Origin of the sequence: Bifidobacterium asteroides, from assembly GCF_003202755.1 — a bacterium.
Classification (GTDB): Bacteria; Actinomycetota; Actinomycetes; order Actinomycetales; family Bifidobacteriaceae; genus Bombiscardovia; species Bombiscardovia asteroides_F.
Genome location: NZ_QGLK01000005.1, coordinates 358052 through 381957 on the forward strand (window position 1 = coordinate 358052; position 23906 = coordinate 381957).

General features: G+C 59.6%; 20 protein-coding genes and 2 pseudogenes. 8 read left to right on the forward strand and 14 right to left on the reverse strand.

Annotation, left to right across the window (positions count from 1 at the left end):
• Window positions 1–60: 60 nt before the first annotated feature.
• The 7 genes from DKK74_RS07845 to DKK74_RS07875 all read right to left on the reverse strand — a co-directional run bounded on the left by DKK74_RS07845 (window position 61) and on the right by DKK74_RS07875 (window position 4451).
• On the reverse strand, window positions 61–456 hold the full coding sequence (locus DKK74_RS07845) for an Rv3654c family TadE-like protein (RefSeq protein WP_110413528.1): 396 nt from the start codon (window positions 454–456) through the stop codon (window positions 61–63).
• 3 nt (window positions 457–459) lie between these two features.
• Window positions 460–837 (reverse strand): TadE family protein, encoded by a 378-nt coding sequence (locus tag DKK74_RS07850; RefSeq protein WP_110413529.1) that lies wholly within the window; start codon window positions 835–837, stop codon window positions 460–462.
• Window positions 824–1060, reverse strand: a complete 237-nt coding sequence (locus tag DKK74_RS07855; protein WP_110413530.1) for a DUF4244 domain-containing protein — start codon at window positions 1058–1060, stop codon at window positions 824–826. Before DKK74_RS07855 ends, DKK74_RS07850 begins: the two co-directional genes overlap by 14 nt.
• A gap of 330 nt (window positions 1061–1390) precedes the next feature.
• Window positions 1391–1933, reverse strand: a complete 543-nt coding sequence (locus tag DKK74_RS07860) for a pilus assembly protein (RefSeq protein ID WP_110413531.1) — start codon at window positions 1931–1933, stop codon at window positions 1391–1393.
• The gene (locus DKK74_RS07865) at window positions 1924–2586 is read right to left on the reverse strand and encodes a pilus assembly protein (RefSeq protein ID WP_110413532.1); all 663 of its coding nucleotides are present in this window, start codon (window positions 2584–2586) and stop codon (window positions 1924–1926) included. Before DKK74_RS07865 ends, DKK74_RS07860 begins: the two co-directional genes overlap by 10 nt.
• A gap of 12 nt (window positions 2587–2598) precedes the next feature.
• On the reverse strand, window positions 2599–3687 hold the full coding sequence (locus DKK74_RS07870) for a CpaF family protein (protein WP_110413533.1): 1089 nt from the start codon (window positions 3685–3687) through the stop codon (window positions 2599–2601).
• The gene (locus tag DKK74_RS07875) at window positions 3684–4451 is read right to left on the reverse strand and encodes a hypothetical protein (RefSeq protein ID WP_146210560.1); all 768 of its coding nucleotides are present in this window, start codon (window positions 4449–4451) and stop codon (window positions 3684–3686) included. Before DKK74_RS07875 ends, DKK74_RS07870 begins: the two co-directional genes overlap by 4 nt.
• A 781-nt stretch (window positions 4452–5232) precedes the next feature.
• On the opposite strand from DKK74_RS07875, the gene DKK74_RS07880 reads away from it, so the two are divergent.
• From DKK74_RS07880 to DKK74_RS07900, 5 genes are all read left to right on the forward strand, one after another.
• Window positions 5233–7479: an RNA degradosome polyphosphate kinase gene (locus DKK74_RS07880; protein ID WP_110413535.1), complete on the forward strand. Its 2247-nt coding sequence runs from the start codon at window positions 5233–5235 to the stop codon at window positions 7477–7479.
• A 61-nt stretch (window positions 7480–7540) separates the two neighbouring features.
• Entirely contained in the window at window positions 7541–8620 is a 1080-nt protein-coding gene (locus tag DKK74_RS07885; RefSeq protein WP_110413536.1) for an NUDIX hydrolase, read from the forward strand.
• 13 nt (window positions 8621–8633) lie between these two features.
• A complete protein-coding gene (locus tag DKK74_RS07890) occupies window positions 8634–9329 on the forward strand; it encodes a thymidine phosphorylase (protein ID WP_181414984.1) in 696 nt (231 codons plus the stop codon).
• Window positions 9330–9577: 248 nt separating this feature from the next.
• Entirely contained in the window at window positions 9578–10216 is a 639-nt protein-coding gene (gene upp, locus DKK74_RS07895; protein WP_110413538.1) for a uracil phosphoribosyltransferase, read from the forward strand.
• Window positions 10217–10478: 262 nt separating this feature from the next.
• Window positions 10479–12554, forward strand: coding sequence for an ABC transporter permease (locus DKK74_RS07900; protein ID WP_110413539.1), 2076 nt, complete (start codon window positions 10479–10481; stop codon window positions 12552–12554).
• Here DKK74_RS07900 and DKK74_RS07905 read toward each other — a convergent pair.
• A complete protein-coding gene (locus tag DKK74_RS07905) occupies window positions 12523–13605 on the reverse strand; it encodes a glycerophosphodiester phosphodiesterase family protein (protein ID WP_181414962.1) in 1083 nt (360 codons plus the stop codon). The genes DKK74_RS07900 and DKK74_RS07905 overlap by 32 nt on opposite strands.
• Before the next feature lie 182 nt (window positions 13606–13787).
• On the opposite strand from DKK74_RS07905, the gene DKK74_RS07910 reads away from it, so the two are divergent.
• A complete protein-coding gene (locus DKK74_RS07910) occupies window positions 13788–14648 on the forward strand; it encodes an aldo/keto reductase (protein ID WP_110413541.1) in 861 nt (286 codons plus the stop codon).
• A 50-nt stretch (window positions 14649–14698) separates the two neighbouring features.
• Here the strand turns inward: DKK74_RS07910 and DKK74_RS07915 are convergent, their stop codons facing one another.
• The 6 genes and pseudogenes from DKK74_RS07915 to DKK74_RS08960 all read right to left on the reverse strand — a co-directional run.
• Window positions 14699–16408, reverse strand: a complete 1710-nt coding sequence (locus DKK74_RS07915; protein WP_110413542.1) for an ABC1 kinase family protein — start codon at window positions 16406–16408, stop codon at window positions 14699–14701.
• 287 nt (window positions 16409–16695) lie between these two features.
• Window positions 16696–16860, reverse strand: a pseudogene (locus DKK74_RS08975) (phasin family protein); the annotation flags it as partial.
• Between the two features lie 217 nt (window positions 16861–17077).
• Complete coding sequence (locus tag DKK74_RS07925; RefSeq protein WP_110413544.1) at window positions 17078–17878, reverse strand: type 1 glutamine amidotransferase; 801 nt, start codon at window positions 17876–17878, stop codon at window positions 17078–17080.
• A gap of 26 nt (window positions 17879–17904) precedes the next feature.
• Window positions 17905–19251: a Mur ligase family protein gene (locus DKK74_RS07930; RefSeq protein ID WP_110413545.1), complete on the reverse strand. Its 1347-nt coding sequence runs from the start codon at window positions 19249–19251 to the stop codon at window positions 17905–17907.
• A gap of 311 nt (window positions 19252–19562) precedes the next feature.
• Window positions 19563–20435, reverse strand: coding sequence for a LacI family DNA-binding transcriptional regulator (locus tag DKK74_RS07935; RefSeq protein WP_258334496.1), 873 nt, complete (start codon window positions 20433–20435; stop codon window positions 19563–19565).
• A 36-nt stretch (window positions 20436–20471) separates the two neighbouring features.
• Window positions 20472–20630: pseudogene (locus DKK74_RS08960) on the reverse strand (LacI family DNA-binding transcriptional regulator); the annotation flags it as partial.
• A gap of 169 nt (window positions 20631–20799) precedes the next feature.
• Between DKK74_RS08960 and DKK74_RS07940 the strand changes: the two are divergent.
• A complete protein-coding gene (locus DKK74_RS07940; RefSeq protein ID WP_110413547.1) occupies window positions 20800–22569 on the forward strand; it encodes a glycoside hydrolase family 13 protein in 1770 nt (589 codons plus the stop codon).
• Window positions 22570–22588: 19 nt separating this feature from the next.
• On the forward strand, window positions 22589–23893 hold the full coding sequence (locus DKK74_RS07945; RefSeq protein WP_110413548.1) for an MFS transporter: 1305 nt from the start codon (window positions 22589–22591) through the stop codon (window positions 23891–23893).
• Window positions 23894–23906 lie beyond the last annotated feature (13 nt).

Here is a 23906-nt window from a genome sequence, read left to right on the forward strand (position 1 = left end):
TATCCATTTCTTTAGACACGTTCGCTTACCTTCCTATGGCTTTCGCCCCGCTTCCTTCCCTCATCCACAGGGCTCAGGGCCTGCCCGGGCAGACTGGACCAAACGGGGCATCATCGGGACTCCGGTGTCTACGCCTACCGAGACCCTCACATCACCTCCATCCACCTGACAATCCGTCAGGACGCCACGGTTGAGACGGGCGACCCGGGAGGCCAGAGTACATGGCTGAGCCTGTCCTTCGTCCAGGGCAGAAGCTGCAGCAAGAGCCGAAACATCGGCACCGGTACGTGCACGCGTCCGGCAGATCATGAGATTGCCCAGAAGCGCCGCCAGAACCAGACCCAGGCCGACCAGAGCCATCAGCATGATGCCCATAACCGTGCCGGAACCCGGATCCGAACCCCTTATCCATGAACCGGTACGCTTCAGGTGCGTCTTTCTGGCATGTCCGGGCATGACTCATTCCTCCAAGATGGCCACGGCATTGCCATGGACCTGTGCAGGCAGCACGCCCATTGGGCCGACAACCACTGGACATGACACCCTGACTGCCGTCTGTCCGGCTGATGGGCTCAGCCTAACCTGGGCATGCGGCCCAGCCATCCGGTACACCAGCTCTTGAGAATCGCTCTTGCCACGAGTGACGATCAGGTCTCTGGCAGCCGCGTTGGCCGCATCCTGACAGACCATGCCAATCCTAATCGTCTGGGTCAGCGTTAGCAGTATGAGAGCCAGGACCATGACAGCAGGAAGAACGATGGCGAACTCGGCCGTTACCGTGCCGTTATCGGATCGCCACCCTCGTCTGCGTTCATACCGTCTTTCAGCCGACAGCACTGAGTGCCTTCTTCACCAGCCCCATCAGCAAAGTGCGTGTGGAAGGGGATTTGACGATGGCCAGCAATACACCGGCCAGCGTGGCGGCCGCCACCATGATCACGGCGTATTCAGCAGTGATGGCCCCGGATTCAGGCCTAGCCAGAACCACGCTCAGCCGCGCATGCAGGGCACGCACTCCAGAATCCATAGCCTGACTGACGCGAACGTATAAAGCCACCATGAACCGGCTGGAACGCTGCCTTATTCTTTGTAACCACTGCGATCCGGCACTTGCAGCAGACCATGTCGTAGCCGGCACCAATTGGCCTCCTGCCTGCCTTGTCTGTAGATGGAAAACCGTCGCAACCTCCTGTGAATATGTCATCGTTCTCACCTTTGCCTTTCCTTGTCTTCCCCGCCCCGGCGAATGGCCGTTCCTCAAAGAATCGGCATCCGATACCTTTCACTGTGCCCGTTCCAGCACGTCTCTGTCGCCTTGTCGGATGCATGTGGACGAGTGGACCTGCATCGGCAACCTGTGGACAACTGTGCCCACAAAAACTCCACATCATCAGTACATCCCACCCGCAAAGGCCGCAATGCAAGGGATGACTCCGATCAGCACGAAGGCCGGCAGAATACACAGCCCGGTCGGCACCAGCAGCCTGACCGTGATCGTCGCCGTGGTCTGGGCCAGCGCGCTGCGGGCATGGTGATCCAGTTGACGGATGGTTGTCTCGATACGCGTCAGAGGCGATGATCCCAAACGCCAGGACGGCTCCAAACAGTCAGCCAGGACCTGGATGGACTGCCCGTAATCAGAATCGCCGATCGCCCCCGACCAGGACAGATCCCACCCGTTACCGCGTTCGAGCAGGTGAGCCACTTGAACCATCCGAAGCCCATAAGGGCCTGGCAACAGCCCGCCAATAACCCCCAGAGCTCTGGGCAGAGAAGCTCCCTGACGAACAGCGACCCCCAGCAAGGCTAATACCAGGCTCAAAGGCGGAGTTGATACCTGCTCATCGGCTAATCGCTCACCAAAGCCGTCGAATTCCATGAGCAGAAGGGCCAGCATGATCGACAGAGCGGCAATCAGCGGTTTCAAATCCACAGATCCTCCCTGCCCAGCTCGTTCATCAGCTGATGTATCCAAACCAGACCAACAACATAGAAGGCCGCTCCAAGAATCAGACATATGGTTCCCGGGCCCGGGCGACATAGGAAGGTCAACGGTCGCGCACCCATGAACTCTCCCATGATGATTGTCAACACCGGCAAGATCGACAGGAGGCGGATCGTGGCCCTGGGCACAGCAAAGGCTTTTTCCCGGGCCTCATCCAGCGCCGCCCGCCGCCTCTGCATAACCGCCACGGTCCGCAGCCCATCAGAAGCCCGGCAACCCATAATGGCGCTGAGCCCATAACAGGCCATCAGAGCCTGGGCCATAATTGTCAGAGTCGGCCCCCGTTCCTGAGGCAGGCATCGGTTCTCCAACATGGCCATGACACGTTCCCGCGTGACCTCCTGGGTGGCGAACTGCCGCCCGGATGCCTCCTCGAAAGCCTCTATCAGACCGCCTCCATTGTCTACAAAGGCAAGCAGGGAAGTGATCAGCACCGCCAGGCCGGGCCGATCCGACTGTGCAAAAGGCTTGACTGACATGGCCTTGAGCCTTGCGGCCACGTCGCCTCTATGCGGAAACAAAGCCAGACAGGCAACAGACGTTATCATCGCAGCCAACCAGGCTGCAGTCTCGCCATTCATAATCCACCTCAACTACGCAGCGTTCGCCGAGGCGCTGGTCACAATGCCCCACAGCCTGGCAAACTTCGACCAGGCCGTTCCATATGTAGCTGCCCCTCGGCCCGGCCAGGTACAGACAGCCTCCCCCAAAAGCCGACCGTCAACGGTCGTCGTTAGTCGGCCAATCTGAGCGATATGTCTATGACCTCCGGTTCGTTCCAGGTGGATAACAACGTCAAATGCCCCTTGAGCTAGAGCCGCCAAGGCCTTCGGATCCAGCCCCGCCAGCAGCCCCAAGGCCGCCAACCTGGCAGGAACGCGTTCTACATTGTCGGCATGCAGAGTGGCCATGCCACCCCGATGACCAGAATTGAAAGCTCGCAGCAGATCCGCTATCTCCTCTCCCCGGCATTCGCCCAGGATGATCCGATCGGGCCGCATGCGTAGTGTGGCCTTAACCAAATCGACTAGCCCCACACCCCCTGCCCCTTCAATGTTGGATTCTCTGGCAGCCAGGGAAACCAAGTTCCTATGACCTGCAATACGGCCTAGCTCACGGACTTCCTCTACGACGACCAGCCGCTGCTCCTGTGAACACATGCCCAGCAAGGCCCGCAGAAGTGTGGTCTTGCCGGCACCCGTGCCACCAGTCACTAGAATGGTCGCCCGATTGACCACTAGCGCCCGAAGGATAAAGAGCCAACTGGCTGGACACAGCCCGCCAGCAACCAGCTCCTCCAGACCCGGCGGGTTTCTGTTGGGCAGTCTGATGGAAATGGCAGCGCCTTCGGGAACGAGCGGGGCCAGGACGGCGTGGACCCTGATCCCCTCCCTGCTGGAAGCATCGGCCATGGGTCGAGCATCGTCCAGGCGACGCCCCAGCTGAGCGCATAACTGCACAGCAAAGTCCCTTACTGCCCGAGGGCCTGCAAACCCAGGCCGGAGCAGAACCTCCTCCATGCCCGCACCTCGGTCGATCCAGACATTGCCCTGTCCGGTCACTGCGATGTCAGTCACAGCGGGATCGCTCACCAGCCCATCCAAGTACCCGAAAGTGGGCGGCTGGGCGGAATCACCATCGGGGAATGAACCTTCGATGTTTTCCCCGCTTCTCTCGATCATTGGACAGCCTTAAACCGAGTCAATTCGCGAGAAGAGATCCGCTCTTCCCTTCTTTCGCCGACGATCATTCCTGCGATCCGCTCCACCAGGGGATGAAGAGCCCGGGCGTAAGCACGCGGCACCCGTTCCAGACCACGTCCATCCATGACGGATGCAGACAGTTTCGGTTGCGGATTGAGAACCACGTCCACCGATCGGCCCAGAAACTCTTCCGCCTGCTCCGGGTCGACGCCATGACTGACCCGGTGCTGAGTGGGCATCATCCCAATCAGAGCCATAGGGGGCCTACACGAAATCAATGGACCGTCTTGAGCTTGGTCGCCCGCACCTCTGCGGCCGTTCAGAGCATGGAGCAGTGCTTTCGCCCGTGCAAGGCCCAGCACGGTCATATCCACCATCAACAACGAAGGCAGACCCTTCAGCGAGCGCAGATTACCCAGACCACGGCCTCGACCGGCATCGATCAGCAGGAGATCAGCAAATCCAGCCATTGCGTTGACGGCTGCATCCACGTCCCACCAACCCTGTGACGGAGCACTCCAAGGATCGTTGCTGAGCAACGGGATGTCATCCCAGACCGGCAGCTCTTCACGGAGGGCCTGAGGATCCACCCGGCCCAGGGGAGCACGGATTCGTCCCAACCGCATACCAGGCGCCCCCTCGATGCCGACCAGAACATCCATCCCTCCGCCGTCCAGGTCCAGATCCACCAGAGCGCATGACGGGACCATGCCCCGAAGCTGCTTGGCCATCAAAGCTGTCATGGTTGTCAGCCCAATGCCTCCTGAAGCTGAGAGAAAGACCAATCCGGCCACAGCGGACCCATATTTGGCTTCTGGGTCGCTCCGGCCGATGCCAGTATCCTCGCCCGCCCCCCTGCCTGGTTGGTGCTCCGAGGACAACCCGACCGAACTAAGGGAGTGCAGAGTCCTTTCAGGCTCCCACCCTTTCATGCCGTCTTTTATAACTTTCGGCCGTCTGCCTATGCTCATTCCAGTCATGGCTACCAGTACATCCGCCCTCTGGCATCAGCACCAGTCCCCGGAGCTGATGTGGTCGACTACCTCATGTCTCCACATCGCTTCGCCCTCTTTGTGTATAAATGCATCAAGACCGCGACACGCGTGAAATTGCAGTGTTTTTGAGTCCAAGCCCATGAAATGCCACAGATGATCACACGGAAGCAACAGATTCCTCCAAACCTGGTGTATTTGGCCTGCCTCAATGCACGCGATCACACAAAAGACCAAGTCGGCAGCCTTCCCCCGTTCCAGCCGATGGACAGGCTTGCCATCGGCCTCAAAACTGGCATAATAGCTTATACAAGGACGGTTCAAGAGCACGGAAGCCCACAAAGTGTATGGCCACTAGGACCGATACGTTGGACGGGTGTATAAGACTTGACCGTTGCAACGATGATGTTGTGCAGAGATTCCATCTGGACCGACCTTGCGGGAACGGCCTCCTGCGGGGGGCCGTTCCTATTTATCCACAGGCTTTATCAACGATTGCAGAGGACGGCACCTGGGAATAAAGTGCTATGGTATGGTTCAGAAATTTGACGCACCCTCCAAGGCCTTGCTACGGAGCCAGATTGCGGAGCATATTGCCGAGACCGACGGCCAGGCACGGCATGTATCCAAGCACTCGGATCACCCGGTCTCGCCCTTGCCTGAGGACCGCTATTTCGACCGGGAGCTGAGCTGGCTCAAGTTCAACAAACGCGTGCTCGAACTGGCCGAAGATGAGAGTGTACCCCTGCTGGAGCGGGCCAATTTCGCCGCCATCTTTGCTAGCAATCTCGATGAGTTCTTCATGGTACGCGTGGCGGGTCTGAAGCGTCGCGTAGACACCGGCATCGCTGTAACAGCAGCCAGCGGAATGAGCCCCCGTCAGCAGCTGAGGGCCATCTCCGAGCAGGCCCACAAGCTTCAGGACGAGCATGCCCACTATGTAATCGACCACATCCTGCCGGATCTGGCCGCCGAAAGCATCATCCTGCTGAGCTGGACACAACTGAGCAGCCAGGAGCAGGAACGGCTCACCAACTTCTTCCGCAACCAGGTCTTTCCAGTCCTGACACCACTGGCCGTTGACCCGGCCCATCCCTTCCCCTATATCTCAGGCAACTCCCTGAACCTTGCGGTCCTAGTAGAGAACCCAACCTCGGGCAAGACCCACTTCGCCCGCGTTAAGATTCCCGACAATCTTTCCCGTCTGGTTCCTGTGGATGATCTGACCGACGAGGAGGGTCGGGAGGAGCGCTACGGGTTCATCACCATGGAGAACCTGATCATCGCCCACCTGGAATACCTGTTCCCAGGCATGATCATCAAGGAGGCCCGCTCCTTCCGCGTCACCCGCAACGAGGATATTGACGTCGAGGAGGACGATGCCGAAAATCTGCTCAACGCCATGGAGAAGGAGCTGCTGCAGCGGCGGTTCGGACCGCCCATCCGCCTGGAGATTTCCGACTCCGCTTCTCCCTTCCTTTCCCAGCTGTTGGCCAGCAAGCTGCGAGTCAACCAGGAGGAGGTCTATCGGCTGCCTGCTCCCCTGGACTGCACGGTCCTGTTCGAGCTGCAGTCCATCGACCGGGCCGACCTCAAGTTCCGCCCCTTCATTCCCACCACCAATCGACAGATAGCCGAGGTGGAATCCAGCCAGGCTCAGGACATCTTCGCCGCCATACGCGAGCATGACATCCTCCTTCACCACCCCTATGACTCCTTCTCCACCTCGGTTCAGGCCTTTCTGGAACAGGCGGCGGCCGATCCGCGAGTGCTGGCCATCAAACAAACCCTCTACCGAACCTCAGGCAACTCGCCCATCATCAATGCCCTGGTGGATGCCGCACACGCCGGCAAGCAGGTCCTGGCCCTGGTCGAGATCAAGGCCCGGTTCGATGAGGAGGCTAATATCGCCTGGGCTCGTCAGCTGGAACGGGCTGGCGTCCATGTGGTCTACGGAATCGTAGGGCTCAAGACCCACTGCAAACTCTCCCTGGTGGTCCGTCAGGAGCAGGACGGCCTGCGTCGGTACTGCCACGTAGGCACAGGCAACTACACCCCCAAGACCGCCCGCCAGTATACCGACCTGGGTCTGCTCACCTGCGATCCAGTAGTGGGACAAGACCTGACCAGGCTCTTCAATCAGCTGTCAGGTTATGCGCCTAAGTCCTCCTTCCACCGCCTGCTGGTAGCCCCACGCACGGTCCGCTCCGGACTTCTGCAACGGATCGCCCGCGAGGAAGAGACCGCCTTGAATGGCAAGCCTGCGTGGATACGAATCAAGGTCAACTCCTTGGTGGATGAAAAAATCATTGATGCCCTCTACCGGGCCAGCCAGGCCGGGGTCCGCATCGATATCGTGGAGCGCGGTATCTGCGCCCTGAAGCCAGGTGTGCCCGGGCTGAGCGAGAATATTCGAGTCCACTCCATCCTGGGACGGTTCCTGGAGCACAGCCGCATCTTCGCCTTTGCCAACTCCCAGGGCCCCCAGATCGGTGAGGGCCCCCTGGCCGGACCGGAGGTCTGGATAGGTTCTGCCGACCTGATGCACCGCAACCTGGATCGCCGTGTGGAAGCACTGGTCCGCATCACCGCGCCCGAGCAGGTGCAGGGACTGATCGACTACGTGGATCTGCAGATGGCCGACACCACCAGCTCCTGGCACATGCAGCCCGACGGCACCTACGTGCGCCACAGCCGCGATGACCAGGGCAAGCCTTTGGTCGACTCTCAGGAGTATCTGATCGATCGTCACGCCCGAACCCCCAGGGCCAGGCGATGATGATGTGCCTCCAGGCCGGCGAGTCCGCTGCCGAGGCGGACGATCGGGATGGCATTCGGCCATGAGCAGGACGGTCGAGGCCGCCGGAGCCATCCTCTACCGGTGGCGCACTAGCTTCCAGGGATGGATGAAATTCAGCGACGACGGCCGGGCAGCCCCAGGAGCCGACCCACGCTCCGACCTCGATGACCTGGAGCTCTGTTTGGTACATCGTCCCAAGTACGACGACTGGAGCTGGCCAAAGGGCAAGCTGGAAAACCGTGAGACCCACATGCGGGCGGCCGTGCGCGAGGTGGGCGAGGAGACAGGCTGTCTTGTCCGGCTGGGGCCATACCTGGGAGATGCCGAATATCCCCTGAACAACGAGGGCCGACGCCGGGGCGGCAAGGGCGGCAGGCTCAAACATATCTGTTACTGGATGGCCACGCTGACCGACTCGGAACACGCCGCCGGTCAGAGCGCACTGCTGGGGCCCATCCACCGGCCAGATTCCAGGGAAGTCGACCAGATACGATGGGTCGGAGCCTCCGAAGCCCGCAAACTTTTGACCCACCCCAGCGACAGAACCATACTGGATGCCTTCGTGGATCGGGTGGAGCAGGGCGGCGTCCGGGCTCGTCAGTTGATCATCGTCCGCCACGGCAAGGCAGTGGCCCGAAAGGAGTGGACAGGTAAGGACGCGAATCGTCCTCTGACCCCCAGGGGTGCCGGCACCTCTTACGCCCTGGCTCGGGAGCTAGCCTGCTTCGCGCCCGACCGCCTCCTGTCCTCCCCCTGGATCCGCTGTGTGCAGACATTGCGACCCTACGCCGATGAGGTAGGCCTGCCCATGGAGATGGTAGCCTGCCTGACGGAGTCTTCCTACCACCGACGCCCCGAACAGGCCCACAGCTGGCTGGACAGGCAGATGGCCGACCTGCTGACAGGCAACAGAACCATCATGATCTGCATGCATCGCCCGGTCCTGGGAGGTATCTTTGAAAAGCTACGCGGGCTGTGCTCCAGCGGATCGCTGTCCAAACGGCTGCCTGATGATTCTCCTTTCATGCCCACCGGCAACGCGGTCGTCCTCAGTTTGACCGGCGACCCCAACCATCCGACCATCATCGACATACAGAAGGTGACTCCCATTGTCTACTGACAGCAACTCCAGAATCGGCTCATCCTCAATCCGCTCCTCCCGTACGGGATTCGTGGCCTCTGGCACAGGAGCATCCCGGCCCTCACGCCCTGGCCAGCTGGATCCAGCCATCGCCGACCAGCTCTCCGGAGGTATGGATCCACAGCAGATCAGCGAGATGAGCCATGTATCAGCAGCCTCCCTGCTGGACCGGGTCCACCACAGTGCCGACCCCGCCATCGTCAAACGAGTCCTGACCCTGGTAGACCGCGAAGGCGTGGATATAGTGGCCGAGCTCTGGAGCGACAGTGACCCCGACTCTCTGCCGGGCATCCTTTGGCGGCTCTACATGCTTCGCAGCTGGATGCGTAAGGACGCTGATGGAATAAGTCGTCTATGGCGGCTGGGCGAGCCCACCGACACTGCTGCATCAGCCATCGCCGGTGTCGATCAGGCCCCGGAGGCCGACGACATCATCCGAACCGCCGATTCCATCCTCTCAGGAGCTTTCACCGGTGACTTCGCCATAGCTCTGGAACGGGCCGGAGCATTCTGCGACGTTATCGCCCGCGGCATCAAGACCACCATCCGGGACGCCCAGAGCAGACAGCTGGACGGTCAGGAGGCCAAGGAGGTCGACGCGGCACAGCGCACCGCCAACTCCCTCAACCAGACGGCCCGAGACTTCATGAGAGGCGCTTCACTCTGGCGGCGGGGACGGCTGGAGTAGGATCCGCCACCCTTTCAAGCCGGAAGCGTAAGCGCGTCGTGAGCACAGATCAGACCCCGGCATGCCCTACAATGGGGACTGCGTCGGACCATGGCTAAGCCCCGGGCTCCGTTTGTTGCCGCTGCGAGCGGCGTTTGCGCCGACAGGCGCTTGCATGGTTCGGCGTTTTCATTTCCACTCCCAAATCGAAGGCAGCATGGCTTGCCGGGCGCTACCAGAAGCCGACCCGCTGAGCTACGCTGAGAGGTATGGAACTTCACGTACTGGAACACCCGCTGATCGAGCACAAGCTGACCGTACTGCGGGACAAAAACACCCCTTCCAACACCTTCCGTGAGCTGATCAGCGAACTGGTCATGCTTGAGGCTTACGAGGCCACCCGCAATCTGGACATCGAGGATCACCCCATCGAGACCCCGGTCGCACCCATGGTGGGCAAGAAGCTCTGCTCCCCCCGCCCCATGGTGGTTCCCATCCTGCGCGCCGGACTGGGCATGCTTGACGGCATGACCCGGCTGCTGCCCACCGCCGAGGTCGGATTCCTCGGTCTCAAGCGCGACGAGAACACTCTGGACATCATCACCTACGCCAACCGTCTGCCAGAGGACCTCTCCGGACGTCAGTGCTTCCTGCTGGATCCCATGCTGGCCACCGGCGGCACCCTGATCGCCGCCACCAATTACCTTGCCGAGCGCGGCGCCAAGGACGTGACCTCCATCAACATTCTGGCCGCTCCCGAGGGCCTGAACCGCCTCAAGGAGGAGATGGACCCCTCCATCAACCTCAAGGTGGTGGTCTGCGCAGTCGATCAGAAGCTGAACGAGCACGCCTACATCGTGCCTGGCCTGGGCGATGCCGGCGACCGCCTTTACGGCGTCATCGACTGAGCCAATAAATTGACAGGGGCACAGACCCCAAATCTGTCGAGGATCCGAACTATGCGCAGTTCGGGTCCTTTTTCATTCGCCTTCTATGGCAGTCCCTGCTGATGGCACTTGGCAGAGTAGCCATTCCCCCCGCCAAGCGCTTAATCGCTGATCGCCACCCTGGTTCTTCCCTGGTCTGACCCTGAAAACACCCTGAAAGAGCTATCTCCCGGTGTTGCAATAAGAACAGCAGCAGCATTCAAGGGCGAGAAAGGAGCACACCATGGAGGGCAATTCCCTTTCCCTAGGTAGATCAATCACAGGAGCCGGGACCTCAGGACCGATGGGTGGGGGCGGCTCGCAAACCGCAGGTCGGACCAAGGTACGCACTCCTGGCCTGGCCTCCCTGGTGCGATCCTTTCTGCATGAACATCGGTCCTCCTACACGGTCATGGTCCTGGCGGTCATGGCCGCTTCGGTCCTTACCAGCGCCTGGGTCCAGGTAGCCATTGCCGCTCGGAAGGGCGACGGAATGCCGGATACACGCGCGATGAATTCCTACGACCGCGCTATGACCCTGTCCTTCCAAGACGGCGCTTCACAGATATCCATAGGGTACGCCTGCATATGCGGGTTCGTCTCCATCTTCCTGGTCATCACTTCTGTGGGGTTCCTGATCGAGCGCCGTCGTCGCGAGTATGCCATGATGCGGCTTTCAGGCGCCTCTCCCAGGACCGTGAGATTCATCTCCCTACTGGAATTCATGATTCCGGTAGGTTTGGCCGCCCTCTTGGGCAGTTTGGCGGGATGCCTGCTGGTGCCCGCATTCGCCAAGTCCCTAATCAACTCAGGCTTTGAAGCGCTGGAAATGACCGCGCATCCCCACCCCACGGGAATTTTCTTCACTTTCGTAGGGATACTCCTGGCAGGCCTCTTGGGAACCTGGTTCGCTGCCAGGAGGATTACCGCGATCTCTCCCATCGAGGCCCTGCAGGACTCGGGAAATCGGTCAGGGACCAAGTCAATCGGTCCTCTTCGCCTGATAATCGCCCTGGCCGGCCTGGCTGGAGGACTGGCCATGGTCTATCATCGCTTCAAGGGCATGGACATTGAAATCCAGATCATGGCCTCGACCGGCTGTCTGCTCGTCATCATCGGCGCCCTGGCCCCTGTCCTAGTTCCGGCCTGTGCCAACCTGATCGGCATCCCCTTCCAACTGGCCTTCCGAGGCGCCGGTCTCCTGGCGCGGCAAAGGGCGCGGAAGAAAACCCGGAGCTCCACCGCCGTAGCAGTGCCGATCATACTGATGCTGGTCATCGTAACCGGATTTATAGCCCTGGGACGATCCGGCTGGGCACAAGAAGCCATAAGCCGGTATAAGCCGATCGCTGCCGAAACCATGATCAACGCAGAGACCAATGATCCAAGAGACCTGGATCGCCGACTTCGGTCCATTGCAGACATCGAATCCGCAGTCACCTATAGCGAGGGATCCTGGACAACTGCGGACAAGGAAGATAATGGCGGCAATGACGAACCTTCCGTCATGGCTATGCACGTCAACAAAGCAGGCAAGAGCGTCAATACAATTAGCCCAATCTTCATCAAGGGCTCCGCTGCTGACCTGGGGCCGGGCAAGATCGCCGTTATTGCAAGTGGCCGCACCCAGGAGAAAAACCCTATTGGTCGCAAGCTGACTCTGATCGACAGGTACGACAAAGGCCATACGCTGACCACCACCGCCGTAGTCGATATGACCCCGACAGGGCAGACGGGCGAATACCTGATGACGGATGCAGACCTGTCGCAACTGGCGCCCGACAACAGTGGATCGACCACCCTGGCCAGGACCGCCCCAGGAGTTCGGACAGGCAATCTGATCAGTCAACTCAATGCTTCATGGGACAGGAAGGGCATCAAGGCCTGCACCAAGAAGGAGTACATTCGTTCCAACATCCAAAGGTCACAGAAGGTGCAACGGGCCATGCCCCAGATAGCGAACGGGGCCATCGTCCTAACGGCCATATTCCTGATCCAGGCATGCGCCATCGCAGTCAATGAACGTCGCCAGGAGAATCGGAGAATGCAGGCTGCCGGTGTTTCACGTGGAACATTAGTCTGCTCCTCGATTTGGGAGTCAGTAATCGATGCCCTTTCGGCCATCCTTCTTTCAGCCCTGGCCATGGCGGGGGTGCTTGCCGTCATCTTCCACCAGTTGTCCGGCCAGATAGACATGAGCGTTGTGCCTCTCCCCTACGGCTACTTCCTGACCATGGCACTCTGGGCGATAGGCCTGGCCGCTGCAGCCTCCGGGCTGTATAGCTGGTTCAGCTCTCGGGCAGATACGACTCGAAGATGATCCCGTCGAAGTCCGGGCTGGCCGCCTTTTCCGCACGCTCGGAACGAACCGTCCAGGCGATGGGCGTTCCACCCAGGAACCGATAGAGACGCATGGGCAGCGAATGCCCACTGTGCCACTCGCAGGCCACAAAGTCCGGCCGCCCCAGCCAATTGAAGAGGAGGGACCCGGCCATCCAGCGCACAGCCGAGGAACAGGTGTCCACCCGGCCGTGGTAAGGGGCGACCAGTTGTCCCCTAGTGACACCTGGGTGGTGAATCCGATACCAGGCAAGGGCCAGGACGTTGAATGATTCAATCACATAGGGGCCCTGGTACCTGGACAGGAGGGCATCGGTCCGATGCATAAGCTCCCGATCCAAGCCTCGGTCCATCTTGATCTCGACAACCAGGGGCACCCGGCCATCCACCAGAGCGAGTATCTCGGACAGAAGAGGCACATGCTGCACCTCGGAATCGTTGAGGTCCCGGTCCTCGCCTTCTATTTCGGGACCGCCATCGTGGTCGGCAGAGCCAGAAATCCCTTCCACGGACTCAAGAGCCTGAGCAGGGCTTGGGCACAGGGGAATCCTCCGCAGCTGATCGTAGGTCAGGTCCGCTACTGCTCTATTGACGCCAGCCACCCGCCGCAGATCTCCATCGTGGATGACCACCACCTGGCCATCACGGCTGAGATGGACGTCCAACTCAATCCCGTAGCCGGCCCTACAGGCCGCTTCGAAGGCAGCCAGCGAATTTTCGGGCGCCACTACCCGACGCGGGTTGGCCGGAGCCGAGGCATGCCTGCCCAAGGATTTACCGGACGCAACCTTCAGGCAATCATGAATACGGTGCAGGTAGGCGGACTGGCCAGGATTGGGATTGGTCGTCTCCATCCCCGAGCCAGCATCATGCAGACCCCTATGGGCATATGGATGCAGCGACAGGCCCACAGGCTTTCTTCGGCCCGCAACCACCGAAAGGCCAGGAGCCAGGGCCCAGCACCAGGCCCCCAAAAACCCGAATCCCAGACCCAGTGCGACCTTGCCGGCCAATCGTGCTTTGGACCCCATCATCGCCTCCAGCCATCAGCTACTCCACTACCCACGCTAGCATCGCAGGAGGCCGGACGCGCTTTGCCGGCTTGACTTCAAGCTGCTTCAAGGCCCTATCCTTGAACAAGCAGATCAGAGAGGCACGCTCCCGCCTTTAGCCAACTCCGTCGAGCAATCTGCCAAGAAAGAAGCGCAGTACCATGCAGAATGATTTATCCGCCTCCGTCCCGTCCGTTAAGCTCAACAACGGCGTCCTCATGCCCATGGAAGGCTTCGGCGTCTACCAGATCGCCGACCTGGACGAGTGCCGCCGCTCGGTTCTGGATGCCTTGGAGACCGGGTACCGGGCCATCGACACGGCCCAGGCCTATGGAAACGAGCAGGCCGTCGGAGATGCCCTGGCCCAGAGCGGCCTCGACCGCGACCAGGTCTTCCTGACCACCAAGGTCTGGATCACCAACTACGGATACGACAAGACCAAGGCCTCGGTCGAGGAGTCCATGAAGAAGCTGGGCACGGACCACCTGGACCTGGTCCTCCTCCACCAGCCCTTCAACGACTACTACGCAGCCTGGCATGCCCTTGAGGACCTCTATGACCAGGGTGTCCTGCGGGCCATCGGCGTCTCGAACTTCTATGCCGACCGCTATGTGGACCTGGTCAAGTTCAACAGAATCGTCCCGGCCGTCAACCAGCTGGAGACCCACATCTTCCACCAGCGCCCCCAGGAACGCACCTACATGGACAAGTACGGCACCCGAATCGAATCCTGGGGACCCTTCGCCGAGGGCCGCCAGGGCATGTTCACCAACCCGACCCTGACTGAGATCGGGCAGGCGCACGGCCGGACCGCAGCCCAGGTGGCCCTACGCTTCCTGGTCCAGGACGGGGTCATCGTCATCCCCAAGACCACCCACCGCGAGCGCATGCGCGAGAACCTCGACATCTGGGACTTCCGGCTCAGCGACCAGGAGATGGGCCGGCTGCGGGCCATGGACACCGGCAAATCCGCCTTCATGAACCACGAGGATCCTGAAACCGTGGAGGACTTCGCCGGCTGATTCAGCATCAGACAGTATCTGTATCTGTCCAGTATGGGCGGGCTCTCAGCCTAGGCTTCGCCGTTGCGTCGCCGACGCTTGAGGGCCCGATGTTTGATCAGGATATCCAGGACTATCCAGACCGAAAGGATGAAGGCCACCACGTATCCCAGCATGCTGACCACCGGGATACCGAAGACCACCGGCTTGATGCGGGCGAAGTAGACGATTGAGGAGCCCACATAGAGGCCGACGACGATCAGGGCCATGGTCAGCCTGTTGACCATGTCGGACAGCTGCTGCAGGGGTTCCTCGGAGCCAACCAGCTGCACATTGGCACGCAGCTGGCCACGGGTCAGCATCTTGGTTGCGGTCCGGGACTCAGCCAGGGCGCCCAAAAGCCCATGCAGGGCCAAGTCGCCTTGGACGCCCAGCTTCCGGGTCTCCTCCTTGAGGATGGATCCCGTGCCCTGGCTATAGGCGACATGATCGGTGATGATCTGCACGATGTTGGCCTCGGGCAGGAACTCGTCCAAGAGTCCTTCAAGGGTGACCAGGCACCGCGCCACCATGGTGACCGACCCCGGCACCTTGATGCCATGCCGGGCGGCCAGCTTCATAACGGCATTGACATATTCGGCGATGTCCAGATCTGCCAGATCCAGCTTGCCGAACCGCTGGACGACCGCATCCAGATCAGCCAGAAGGTAGGGGTAGTCCTCGGCCCTGGCCTCTCCCGTACCGGCGAAGCGGAGCAGCCCCTGGGCCAGGGCCGGTGAATCCTCGCGGCCTACTGCAAAAATCATGTCCTTCAAGGCCGATTTGGTCACCTTGTCCAGGCGGCCGACCATGCCAAGGTCTATCAGCACTATGCAGCCATCGCGGATGATGATGTTGCCGGGGTGCGGATCGGCGTGGAAGAAGCCCCGGTCCATGATCTGGGTGGCATAGTTGTCGACCAGCTTGGTGCCTATCTCCTTCAGGTCATAGCCCTGAGCCACCAGTTGGGCAGGCCGTGAGAGGGATATCCCGTCGATGTACTCCATCACCACCACATGCCTGGTGCACAGTTCGGGATAGGGCTTCGGGCAGTCGATGTAGGCGTATGAGTCGCAGAAATCCTTGAATTCAGCCAGATTGGCGGCCTCCTGCTGGAAGTCGACCTCGGACTGGAAGGTCTCCCAGAGCTCCTCGACAACCCCGCGGATGTCGATCACCTGGGTGCTGCGGACGAACCGGGAGGCCCACTTGACCATGCTGCGCAGAATGTCGATGTCCTGGGCCATGGTCTCTTGAATCCCTGGGCGTTGGACCTTGACAGCCACGCCCTCACCGCTGACCAGGCGGGCCCGATGCACCTGCGCCAGGGAAGCCGACCCCAAGGGAACAGGGTCTATGGAGGAGAAGATCTGGTCGAGCGGACGGCCGTACTCGGCGGCCAGGGTGCTGGTCACCACGGAATACGGGATGGGATCCGCGTCGGCGCGCAACTTGGAGAGCTCACGGCAAAAGGCCTCCGGCAGGATCTCCGAACGCATGGAGAGAATCTGGCCCACCTTGACGAAAGTGGGTCCGAGCGCTTCGAACAATCGGCGCATGGTGACCGGGGTCAGACCGTGGATGATGTCGAACCGGTTGGCGATGCGGATCATCTCGGCCAGTCGACGGGCCCTGCCACGCCTGTGCCGGATCCTTCCTGCCGCCCCCTGCCGCTCTCCCGTACCGACCCCGAAGAGGCCGATGGTCTGCACAGGGGCATCATGCCCGTTCATGGCATCCATACTCACCACTCACCTGCGTCCTTTATCCGCATGGCCGACCAGCGGCAGACATTCCGGCGCAGACGACCGACGCTGACAGTAATCGACCGCCTTCAGCCCTGCTGACCCACAATGGGATCATTGGATGTGATAGGGATGGACCCGGACCGACGATTCGGCATTGGCGCCAGGGGCTCGTGGTCGGGACGGCGGGGATCAGGAGCAACATGAGTCGCAGGCCTGGGCGCGCCAGCAGCTGGTGCAGGCGCGCTGTCAGCAGGAGCAGGAGCAGGAGGGTTCTGTCTGTTCCGCTTGAGCTCAGTGTTGAGAATCTTGCCCTGCTCGACCGTCAGTTCGCCCTTCTTGACCAGGTTGTCAATGACCTCCTGGCCCTTCTCCACGCCTGTGGCCAAGGCTCCGATGCCAGCCAGAAGCACCTTGTGCAATCCGTCACCGATATGCAAATCCGACATGATATGCCTCCCAGCATTCATACGCCCTTGAAGTACCGGGCTCTTTTGACCGCCAAGAGACGAGCGGCCGTCTCTCTTTACAGTCTAGCTGGTTATCATTAACCGATCCGATTCGACACCATGGCAAGAGGGACCGCAACGCCCTGTCTCCTTGACACTGCCCTCCGACCGCTGATCAGAATCTGCGCAGGACCCGCAGAGAACCGCAGGCTCCCCTTCATCTGGGCCTGGAGGCTGCGATACGGCTGGCCTGATCTGCCAGGGAGTCCAGCCGCTCCAGCTCGCTCCGACTCCTCTGATCCATGGCAGTCTTCATCTGGGCGAAGGTGCCCTGGCCGTACCGCCTTTCGGCCGCCCCCTCGATAAGGAAGTCCGTGATGGCCGGGTTCTTCGGCAGCAGCGACCCGTGCATATAGGTGCCGATGACCTTCTTCCATCGGGCCCCCTCGGTGTGGTCCTTGCCGTTGTTGCCGCGGCCATCCTCGGTCACCATGCCCAGGGGACGGGCCCCCTCCCCCAGGTAGGTCAGGCCCGAATGGTTCTCGTAGCCGACCACCCTGCCGAAGTCCTCTGCCTGCTCCACCAGGTTGCCTATCATCCGCTCGGGCTTGGCAACGGTATGCACGTCAAGGATGCCGACCCCCTCCAGGCGCTCATGGTCGGAGGTCTCGAAATAATGGCCGAAGAGCTGATAGAGCCCGCAGATCATCAGCATGGGCACATCCTGGTCGGCCAGATCATGTAGAAGCCCGCCCCGCTCCCGCAGATCGTCGATGATCCGTTCCTGGCCATGGTCCTGGCCACCGCCACCCAGAATCATATCGATCCGCTCCGGCCAGGCATCACCGGGATCGTAATAGCGGACCATGGGGCGGAACCCGTACAGCTCGGCCCTGCGGGTCACGCTGAGTATGTTCCCTGAATCCCCGTAGATGTTCATGTCACGGTGGTAGAGGGAGAGGATCTGCAGTGGCGGATGGTCTCCCACGGCCTTGGTCTTATCCTGCGGCTGCGGCATTCCTGCGCTCCTTTTGGCTCGCTCGCTCATGCGCCCACCCCGGCATCGTCCACGCTCGTGATCCTGCCGAGGGCGGACCGGAGCCGGAGCATTGACGTGTAAGTGCAGTAGATCCGCTTGGGTCGCCCTGGGTGCACCTCAAGGAAGGCTGTCAGCGCCCGATCCAGGTCGGTCTCGATCGCATCCGTGGGCACCTGGTCATAGGCCAGGCGCAGGGCCATGTCGTAGGCCCGGGTGCCGGAGACCATGGCCACACCGGTATCCCTGAGCGAGGTGAAGTCCACATCCCAGAGCCAGCTCATGTCACGCCCGTCCGCATACTCGTCGCGGATGGCGATCATGGTGTCCTGCCCGGCAGGGTCGAAGGAGGACAGGGCCAAACGGAAGCCCATGGGGTTCTTGACCAGGACCAGCTCAACCGGCGCGCCCTGGTAGGTGATGACCTCCCCGCGGCCGAAGGCGGGCGTGACCTTGGACAGGGCATCCATGAGTGCTGCATCATCAGGCTCCCTGTCCTCCAGAACGACCCTCACCAACGCCAGGGCGGCGGCCGCATTGTAGAGGTTGTAGACGCCCTCCAGACGCAGGTCGGTCTCCAGAAGCCGCCCGTCGAGGCGGAAGGCGGCCCGGTGGTCCATGACCCTTTCCAGGGTCACCTCGGCTGGCAACCGGTGACCGGGGCGGACCGGGCGGGAGGTGCTGGCCGCACCGGCACCATCGGCGTCCCGGTCCGAGGCATGCATGTCGTCATCAGTGGGGAAATAGGTCAGCAGGTCATCTGACAGACCGAAGTAGGCCACGCCGGTCCGGGCCGGCGTCTGGGCGGCCAACCTGGCGATGCGCGGATCCTCACGGTTGAGGACCACCGTGCCCGTGGTGGCCTGGGCCACCTGACCCAGCAGCCGGGCAGTAGTATCGATTTCCCCAAACCGGTCCAGCTGGTCACGCATGACATTGAGCAGGAGGGCATAGCGGGGCTTGACCTGCCGCACAAAGTGGACCGCATAGGCCTCGTCCAACTCCAGGACGGCAATATCGGCATGCAGCCGGCCGGAGAGCCCCAGAGTGGAAACCAAGGCCGAGACCACGCCACGGGTGAAGTTGGACCCGGTCGGATTGGTGAAGACCTTGAGGCCCAGGGATTCCAGCATGGAGGCGACCATTCGGGTGGTGGTGGTCTTGCCGTTGGTCCCCGAGACCAGGACCACACCACGGGGCAGCCCCGACAGGGTCCTGGCCAGGAAGCCCGGGTCGATCCGCTCCACCACCTTGCCAGGTAGGGCCGAACCGCCGTGATGGGACAGACGCGAAACGAGACGCACCGCCTTGCCGACCAGAAGGGCCAGGAGGGAGCGCCAACGTTGCCAGTTCATATTAGGCCTCCTCCCGTTGATTGCTGCAAGTCTCCATGTTTGCGTCAGTACGAGTGAGGAATACGAAGTTTCCACAACCAAAACTCATAGAATAACCTTTCGCAGGGCGACATACGAGAAGCGCACTGATCACAATCTTCGGAGGCCATAGACTTGATTCTACAAAGGACACGTGTCCTAGTACGAGCCCTCGGTCGGCGAGAGTCATATTAATTCAGGTTGTCGGACGATACGCGCTTCTGAGTCGGGCTCTAACGACTTCCCCACCAAGCATTCTGCATCTTCCTGGCCATCCCCACCACATCCGGGTCTTATTGCTGTGGTGCGCGTGCCGTGGTCCCCCGTAGGACCAAGGCGGGAGTCATTAATGAATGGGGTTCCTGGAGATGCTCTCCACGCATTAATATCAAGGCCTTAGTAGCTGCGTCTCTAGACATCTCTATTGGATTCTGATGGATCGTTGTTAAGTTCACAGCAGAAGCCACGTTGGTGTCGTCGAAGCCGATCACCGACATTTCCTCGGGAATGCGTATCCCGAAGTGCCGCAATTCGGCAACTAGGCTGATGGCGAAGTCATCTGACTCCACACATATGGCTGTCGGGCGAGCCTCTGCAGCCAACAGACGAGCCACCGCAGAGGAAACAGCCACATCCTGTGTGTAGTAGTCACTGAATTTACCCATATCGAAACGCTGAGCATCTTCGCCAACAAAACCCTGCTGATGAGCAGCCTCCATGAAATCATCAGCCCGTAACTGAGAAGTAAAATGAAAATCTCCCGGAGCCGGCTGCTCCACAAAAGCGATGCGTCGATGCCCAAGCTGCTTCAGGAGCCCGACTGCCTCCCGCATAGCACGTTTGTCATCCAAGAGAACGGAGGCATCAAATCCCGTCAGGTTGCCCGAATCAAGCCCGACCGTGGGTATGGTCAACTGACCAAGGATTTCGGATTCCACTTGTCCTAGGTTAATAGAAGTAACTATGATGGCGTCCACGTTTCCGTCTGCGGGAAGACGCTCAAAAAAGGTATTGAGCTGTTCGTGGGTACGCACTGTGTTGGGAACAACATCGTACTTGTTGCGGACTAGGACATCGTAAGCTCCTTGGAGCACAGATGAGTCAAACCATGTATTGAGGGCATTTGCAAAAACAATCGAAACCCTCATGGTTTTACCGCTTGCCAACGATGAAGCATTCCTGGCAAAGGAGAACCGCAGACGCCTAGCCGCATCCTGCACCCTCGCACGGGTCCGACCGTCCACCTTATCCAGACCACGAAGAGCACGCGAAACTGTGGAATCTGAGACACCTGCCTCAACAGCGACATCGTGCAAGGTGACCCTAGACATTTCATAACCTTTCCAGCAAGGACAGTACATCCCTCTCACAGTATATCGGAGCAAATCCTAGAAGCACACTCATAATTTGACTTTTTAATGCAAGCGCTATTATTCTTAGGAAGCAATAATCCCCTTCGAAGAATGCACGGGATTATAAGGCACAATGATGTAATACAGCAACTAATTGATCAGTGAGGATACTGAAGTTATGCAAGAAAATAACACTAATAATAAAAACGCTTTTACTAGAGCTGACCTCTGGTGGAAACAAGCGGTGATCTACCAGATTTACCCCCGCAGCTTTAAGGACTCTACAGGCTCAGGCCTGGGTGACATCAATGGGGTCACCAGTAAGATGGACTACTTAAAGGAACTGGGAGTCGATGCCATCTGGTTATCCCCCTTCTATCCCTCCGAACTGGCAGACGGCGGATATGACGTAGAAGACTACAGGAACGTTGACCCAAGGCTGGGGACCATGGACGATTTTGACATGCTGACCCAAGCGGCACATAGCAGAGGCATTAAGGTGATGGTCGACATCGTTCCCAACCACTCCTCCCATCTTCATCCTTGGTTCCAGGAAGCTCTTCACTCTGCCCCAGGGTCAGCAGCAAGGGATCGATACATCTTCCGCGACGGCAAGGGAAAACATGGCGAGTTGCCTCCAAGCAATTGGGTAGGTAACTTCGGGGACCCCGCATGGACCAGGGTCCCAGACGGTCAGTGGTATCTGCATCTGTTCACAGAACAACAACCTGACTTCAACTGGGACAATCCGGAAGTGCGCAACGACTTCATTAAGACGCTGACTTTCTGGTGTGACCACGGCACCGATGGATTCCGTATCGACGTAGCCAACGGCTTGGCCAAGGACCTCGACCGAGACGATCTAGATGACTACGACTTAGACTCCATGAATGTAACAGTAGATGATGGCACCCACCCCGTTTACGACCGTGACGAGGTCCACGAGATCTATCGCGAGTGGCGCAGCAAAGTTTTCAACAAGTACACGCCGGCACGTTTTGCCGTGGGCGAGGCTTGGGTTCCAGCCAACCGTCAATATCTCTACGCCCGCCAGGACGAACTCGGTCAGGTCTTCAACTTCGAATTCGCCAAATGCAACTGGCTCCGTGACGAAATGCACTTAGCCATCGAGGACGGAATAGCGTCCGCTGCGCGGACCGAAGGATCTACCTCGACCTGGGTGATGAGCAATCACGATATTCCCCGAAACGCCACGCGCTACGCCCTCCCTCAGGTCAAATCCGATAATGGCCAATACCATACCATTGCCAAGGACTGGCTTCTGCGTGACGGAACAACATATCACGAGGATCGAGACCTGGGATTGAAGCGGGCCAGAGCGGCCATCATGATGGAAATGGCCCTACCTGGTTCGGCCTACGTCTACCAGGGAGAAGAACTAGGCCTCTTCGATGTTGCTGATATCCCGTGGGACAAACTCGAGGACCCCTCGGCCTTCAGTGCCAAGGAATCCATGGCCAGGAAAGGCAGGGACGGAGCTCGCGTCCCCCTGCCCTGGATCGGCAAGGACAAGCATTCCTTCGGGTTCTCACCCGAGAGAAAGCCTGACGGCCAGACCTCTGAGAAGCCCCATCTGCCCCAGCCGGATTGGTTCGCCCAACACGCAGTTGATGTGGAAGAGGCTAACTCCGACTCCATGCTTTCCTTCTACCGGCAGGTAATCAGGCTCCGTCACGAGAACCAGACAGACGATACCGGCATTACCTGGTTGGAAGACTACGACAAGGCTTCTAATAGACATGATGGCGCTAACGGATACCCTGGCGGTTCAATCGCCTACCGCCGCGCTAATGGGTGGGCCAACGTCACGAATTTCAGTGAAGAGCCTCTAACGCTGCCTCACGGCAGGATTCTTCTGACTTCTGAACCACTCACAGCAGACGGTCGGCTTCCACAAGACGCCTCCGCTTGGATCAAGCTTGACTAGGCAAAGAAGGCAACGCATCATGTCAACATCCAAGCCAGCGACAGATCCGACAGCTAAAGCGACTCCAGAGTCTGGTTCAGCATCGAATCAACCCGCGAAGAAAGGTAAGGCGGAATCGCTACGCTATGTGGTAGGCCTCTTCATCTACAACCTTCTGGTCTACATAGGATTCAATGGAGCGGTTGCGGTCCTTCTTCCCCAACGTCTCAAAGACATCGGGGTAGCCAACCCCTCTGCCCTCTTGGGCACTATCAGCGGGGTTGGAGCCGTTCTCTCCATGTTCATCAACGTCTTTATCGGAAGTATGTCCGACAGGACGCGTTCACGATTTGGGCGACGAACACCGTGGATCGTTGCGGGCGCCGTAGTTGATGGCGTCTGCTTCTATGCAGTTGGCTTACCAAAGAGCGGGTCAATGGTGGGAATCATCTATTGCATCTCACTCATCGGTCTGAACATGATGACCGCACCAATCACCGCCGTCCTCTCGGACCGTGTCCCTGAAAAAGACCGCGGAACAGCAGCAGCCGCCTTTGGCGGAGGCGCAGTCATCGGCCAAGGCATAGGAACCCTCATGGATTCGGCTTTCATCAATCACACCCAAGTCGGATTCTTAGTGGCAGGCATTGCTCTTCTTCTTGCCGGATGGATTCCCATGGCAGTCATTCCACGCGAGGCCTCCAACAAGGATATCCCCAAGACGGCCGAGCCCGTCTGGAAAGTTCTAGTCCACGCCTTCACGCCACCGACTAAGGGAGCATCAGATTTTTGGAAGGCTTTCATATGCCGTACCGGCCTGCTGATCGCTTACCAGATGATCACAGCCTACCAGCTTTATATCCTTGAGGATCGCATCGGCCAGACCAAGGCACAGGCAGGGTCCGTCATCGCCACTATGTCCATGATCACCATGGTGGTTTCCCTGATAGCGACCTTCTCGTCAGGGCCCATATCCGATATGATCAAACGGCGCAAACCACCCATCATATTCGCTTGCGCCCTCTATGCTATCGGCATCGCTCTGGCATGGGCCATCCCCACTCCCACTGGAATGCTGCTTTTCGCAGGCGTAGCCGGCTTCGGGTACGGCATGTATTCCGCTATAGATCAAGCACTCAATGTTGACGTCCTGCCCAACAAGGAGAACGCAGGCAAGGACCTGGGCTTCATCAACATAGCTACTTGCGCAGGGCAAGCTATCGGTTCGGTCTTCACGTCGACCATAGTCACCGTCAGCGGAGGCTACAACTTGGTCTTCCCGGTTGCCATCACCATGACGATCTTTTCGGCCATCGCAGCCGTCATGATCAAGAAAGTGAGGTAGAGAATCTTCCAGT

Excerpts from the sequence above, each read along its gene's own strand:
- DKK74_RS07880 (WP_110413535.1), top strand. The coding sequence starts at position 5,233 with ATGGTTCAGAAATTTGACGCACCCTCCAAGGCCTTGCTACGGAGCCAG.
- DKK74_RS07845 (WP_110413528.1), bottom strand. The coding sequence starts at position 456 with ATGCCCGGACATGCCAGAAAGACGCACCTGAAGCGTACCGGTTCATGG.
- DKK74_RS07900 (WP_110413539.1), top strand. The coding sequence starts at position 10,479 with ATGGAGGGCAATTCCCTTTCCCTAGGTAGATCAATCACAGGAGCCGGG.
- DKK74_RS07915 (WP_110413542.1), bottom strand. The coding sequence starts at position 16,408 with ATGGATGCCATGAACGGGCATGATGCCCCTGTGCAGACCATCGGCCTC.
- DKK74_RS07945 (WP_110413548.1), top strand. The coding sequence starts at position 22,589 with ATGTCAACATCCAAGCCAGCGACAGATCCGACAGCTAAAGCGACTCCA.
- DKK74_RS07910 (WP_110413541.1), top strand. The coding sequence starts at position 13,788 with ATGCAGAATGATTTATCCGCCTCCGTCCCGTCCGTTAAGCTCAACAAC.
- DKK74_RS07875 (WP_146210560.1), bottom strand. The coding sequence starts at position 4,451 with ATGACAGCTTTGATGGCCAAGCAGCTTCGGGGCATGGTCCCGTCATGC.
- upp (WP_110413538.1), top strand. The coding sequence starts at position 9,578 with ATGGAACTTCACGTACTGGAACACCCGCTGATCGAGCACAAGCTGACC.
- DKK74_RS07855 (WP_110413530.1), bottom strand. The coding sequence starts at position 1,060 with ATGGTGGCTTTATACGTTCGCGTCAGTCAGGCTATGGATTCTGGAGTG.
- DKK74_RS07865 (WP_110413532.1), bottom strand. The coding sequence starts at position 2,586 with ATGAATGGCGAGACTGCAGCCTGGTTGGCTGCGATGATAACGTCTGTT.
- DKK74_RS07930 (WP_110413545.1), bottom strand. The coding sequence starts at position 19,251 with ATGAACTGGCAACGTTGGCGCTCCCTCCTGGCCCTTCTGGTCGGCAAG.
- DKK74_RS07940 (WP_110413547.1), top strand. The coding sequence starts at position 20,800 with ATGCAAGAAAATAACACTAATAATAAAAACGCTTTTACTAGAGCTGAC.
- DKK74_RS07925 (WP_110413544.1), bottom strand. The coding sequence starts at position 17,878 with ATGCCGCAGCCGCAGGATAAGACCAAGGCCGTGGGAGACCATCCGCCA.
- DKK74_RS07885 (WP_110413536.1), top strand. The coding sequence starts at position 7,541 with ATGAGCAGGACGGTCGAGGCCGCCGGAGCCATCCTCTACCGGTGGCGC.
- DKK74_RS07870 (WP_110413533.1), bottom strand. The coding sequence starts at position 3,687 with ATGATCGAGAGAAGCGGGGAAAACATCGAAGGTTCATTCCCCGATGGT.
- DKK74_RS07905 (WP_181414962.1), bottom strand. The coding sequence starts at position 13,605 with ATGGGGTCCAAAGCACGATTGGCCGGCAAGGTCGCACTGGGTCTGGGA.